This window comes from Morganella sp. HMSC11D09 (genome assembly GCF_001807955.1).
Classification (GTDB): domain Bacteria; phylum Pseudomonadota; class Gammaproteobacteria; order Enterobacterales; family Enterobacteriaceae; genus Morganella; species Morganella morganii.
The window spans coordinates 1-3,483 of sequence record NZ_KV791648.1 but is presented as its reverse complement, the minus strand read 5'-3'; the positions used below and the strand labels follow the sequence as shown (position 1 = coordinate 3,483).

At 47.5% G+C, this 3,483-nt stretch carries 4 protein-coding genes and 1 pseudogene; all 5 read right to left on the bottom strand.

All coding sequences use genetic code 11. From position 1 onward, the window contains the following. Positions 1–228 (bottom strand): annotated as a pseudogene (locus tag HMPREF3119_RS18615) (hypothetical protein); the annotation flags it as partial. A 136-nt stretch (positions 229–364) separates the two neighbouring features. Beyond that, positions 365–841: a lysozyme gene (locus HMPREF3119_RS01950; RefSeq protein ID WP_070578180.1), complete on the bottom strand. Its 477-nt coding sequence runs from the start codon at positions 839–841 to the stop codon at positions 365–367. After that, positions 834–1,055, bottom strand: coding sequence for a class II holin family protein (locus HMPREF3119_RS01945; RefSeq protein ID WP_036422679.1), 222 nt, complete (start codon positions 1,053–1,055; stop codon positions 834–836). Before HMPREF3119_RS01945 ends, HMPREF3119_RS01950 begins: the two co-directional genes overlap by 8 nt. Positions 1,056–2,174: 1,119 nt before the next feature. Continuing rightward, entirely contained in the window at positions 2,175–2,615 is a 441-nt protein-coding gene (locus HMPREF3119_RS01940) for an antiterminator Q family protein (protein ID WP_070578177.1), read from the bottom strand. Positions 2,616–2,645: 30 nt separating this feature from the next. After that, positions 2,646–3,483, bottom strand: an 838-nt coding sequence (locus tag HMPREF3119_RS01935) for a DUF968 domain-containing protein (RefSeq protein WP_210388487.1), incomplete at its 5' end; no start/stop codon positions are given.

Below are 3,483 nucleotides of genomic sequence, written 5' to 3'. Positions count from 1 at the left end.
GACATTCTCCGTGCCCTCCGTTTCTTTGGCTTTAATGTTGTCGAGTGCGGCGCGGTGTCTGATGGCAACGGCTGAAAGCGTGATAGTATTTATCGTCTGCTGTGCTGACAACTGTCCGGACAACGTTGTGTTATTCACCTTCAGTTGCTGGTTATCCCGGTAGGTGTCATATACCCACCAGGCGGCAAAAATAAACAGCGCGGCAATTACCGCCTCTTTCCAGTTCATAGCGCTTCACACTCATAATGGATCACACCATCCAGAGGATTACCCGGAAGCGGCTTACAGTGATTCGGGAGTGAATACAGATAACAACCCGCCAACAGAGCAGTAGTCAGCAGGATGATAGCAATGATGATCAGTGTTAAAGGGTTCCGTGGCATACGACCTCCTCGATCTCCCGGCGGGTCATCAGTCCTTTCCACGGCTTGCCGCCGGCGAAAACCCAGCGTTTCATTTCGCCACAGGCTCCGGTTCTGTCACCTGCATTCAGTTTTTTGAGCAAAGTTGACCGGGAGAATGCGCCCACACCTGTGTTATATACAAATGAGTAGAGTGCCCCTCTGGTATAGACAGGAATATCAACACGGATAAGCCGGTCTACCCCTTTCGCAACAATAGCCAGGTCTTTTTCCAGCAGCGCATCACATTCTGCCTGCGTGTAAATCTTATCCCGCTGAATATCCGGCCCTGTATGCCCTGCACACACTGTCCATACTCCGGCGACATCCTGATAAGGCCTGAACTTCATCCCCTCAAATGCAGGTATCAGCACCATCGCAACAGCAATCGCACCACCGCTGACAGCAGCCATTGCTTTTTTAACCAGACCGTTATTCATCCTGTGGTTCCTCTTTGCAGCGGCGCTTGTACTCGCGGTGTCTGAAATACAGGTTGGTCAGAAAGGTCAGGAACGCGAACAGTAAGCTGCCCAGTACGCCGATTGCTGCCCACTGCTCCGGAGAGAAACCGTCCAGCAGCTGCTTCATCCAGTACAGGGCTCCGGCCCCGGACGTGCCGTATGAAATGCCGGTTGTGATTTTGTCCATTCGCATATCCACCCCCTGCGGAGTGTTCCGTATGTTGAGTGATAGGGAAATCCCGCAACCGGGTTATATGATTTAAACAGGTTAAAGTGAGGTGGCTGCGGCATTATTCGGAATCCCACCAGCGGCGGGAAAGCAATAAAAAGAGCACTGTGGCTGAATACGGATTAGGTAATGAGCCTGTCGTATTCCAATGCTCTTATTGTTGCAGGCAATAAAAAAGGCCGCACAGGGCGACCTTTAAGATTTTCGGTTGACATTTAAATGAGAAACATTATCATTTCATCAATACCCAAGTTGATAGCTCGGGTATTGCACAAGTTAGACAATCGCTCACATTGCTTCCAGTATTTACTGCCGACACTAATGACACAGTGACGGCTTTTTTTCTTTAAATCTGGGTTACCCAGAATGACCGCACATGTGAACTATCCGGAATTTCCGGAGAGTTCAGTCCGTGAGTTATCGTTACAAACTGGACCTAAACCACGGAACAAATTATTCAAAAATATACATTATTTAAATTGAGAATTTTTGTTTTTTCAGTGTTAATTTGCAGGTAAGTGATGAAAATGACGATTACTATTATTTTTATTGACTAACCAGCACATTTTTACACTTAGCTATAAAGCACGATTTACCCGATGTCGCCAAAAATCCTTGACTTAAATCAATTTCAATCGCCTTATTCCAGGAGAAATCTATCATCAGTGCTATATAATGAAAAACAAGAAAGCCCGACAGGTGGCCGCCTGCCGGGCTTTCGATATGGTCGGTGACCAAATTTTTCGTCTCTGATTTGAGCACAAAAAAAGACTTACTTTTTATTCGCAAAACAATTGTAGTCTTTTGAGACGACCTCGTAAAGAGACATATTGCGAGCAAAAAAAACACATGCCAAATTTTTTATCACTGGTTGCGTTTTTAAAAGTGCTGTTCGCGCAAAAAATTGCGTTTTGTTTTGACGGAAATTTTTCGCTTAAGCCTTTTAATTTTTCTCTCTCGGTTTCAATTGCTGTAAATCAAAAACAATAATTACAGGGGCTTCGGCCCCTTTTTTATGCACATAAAAAACCCGCGATTGCGAGGTTTCAGTTTATAAGCAATGTGACATAGGAATCACTCTTATCACAGTAGCACCGAATTTGCGTAGCGCACTAATACTTTTTTACTGCGATTTATTACCCCAGCTTTTTCTATCTCTAAATCCATATCAAGAACTGCACCGGTGGCATACAGATAACCATCAACAAACCCCTCGGCAACCTGAAGCATCTGCCTGATACGCCCTTCGCTCAATTTCCATTTACGGGCTATTGCCCGTTTTGATACCCCGTACATGTAATGAGCAACTATCAGATCGAGCTCTTCATCTTTTCTGACAGCTTTTAACTTCGTAATTGCCTGGTCGATAACGCGGCCATCGTGATCACTGCATGACTGTCGTTCTGATCTGTCACTGGTAATAAGCCCTTTAAATCCTGCTGCTATGTGTGAATAGTCTACCCCGCAGTTGTCTGATGAAGCCCATCCGCCCCAACGGTCTAATGCAATCTGAATATCTCTCATCGTTTATCTCTCCGCGCTCCGTACAGCGCATTAACCAAAAACGCCGATCCCGTATGACCGGTTCATAAACTTAAATAACAACTCCAGCTGGCTGCCGTGCTTTGCTTCCCATGCCGCCGGATCCCGGTGTAACTCGTCGTGGTGAACCCGGCACAGCGGGATAGTAAAAATGTCGTGTGCTTTTGTACCTGTGCCGCCGGTACCGTGACCGATGATGTGATGCGGGTCGTCCGCCTGCTGGCCGCACACACAACACGGCTGGCTTTTGACCCACTGCAGGTATTTCTGACACTCCCAGCGCTTTAACTTCGGGATCCGCATAAAACTTGCTGGCGGCTCCGGATCCACTTTAAGAACAACGACCGGCTTTATCTTCTCTACGATTTCCTGAACAATCCGGCTGTGTGAGCACGGTTGATGGACAATGGAATGCTCTGTCATGGTGCCGGTTATCTCTTCCTCCGGTTTCTGCATCAGAATGTAGGAACTGATAAAGGCCGGAAGATGATCACTGACGCGGCGCATCACTGACCAGGTGAACAAATCGGAAGGATTCAGAAGATGACCAACCGGCAGCCGCAGATCGGTAAAGATGCTGCGTGCCACAAACGCCCGTTGGTTGTGTAACAGAATTTCGTCCGCCTGCTGCTGGTGGACATCACCCGCCCGCAAGATGTTGTCATGGTGCCAGCATGTCCGGATAAAACCATCTTTGTGGCGGGTCATGGTCAGTTCGTGGTGGTGATAAGGGTTTTCCGGATCGTTAATCTGGCAGTAGCCAACTGATTTAACGTAGTGACGGGATCCGGATAGCCCGCCGGCGGCTTTTATCACGGCGGGATTATCCAGGAAACGAAGCACCCGCTCA

Coding starts and splice junctions, on each gene's coding strand:
- HMPREF3119_RS01950 (WP_070578180.1), bottom strand. CDS start 841: ATGAATAACGGTCTGGTTAAAAAAGCAATGGCTGCTGTCAGCGGTGGT.
- HMPREF3119_RS01945 (WP_036422679.1), bottom strand. CDS start 1,055: ATGCGAATGGACAAAATCACAACCGGCATTTCATACGGCACGTCCGGG.
- HMPREF3119_RS01940 (WP_070578177.1), bottom strand. CDS start 2,615: ATGAGAGATATTCAGATTGCATTAGACCGTTGGGGCGGATGGGCTTCA.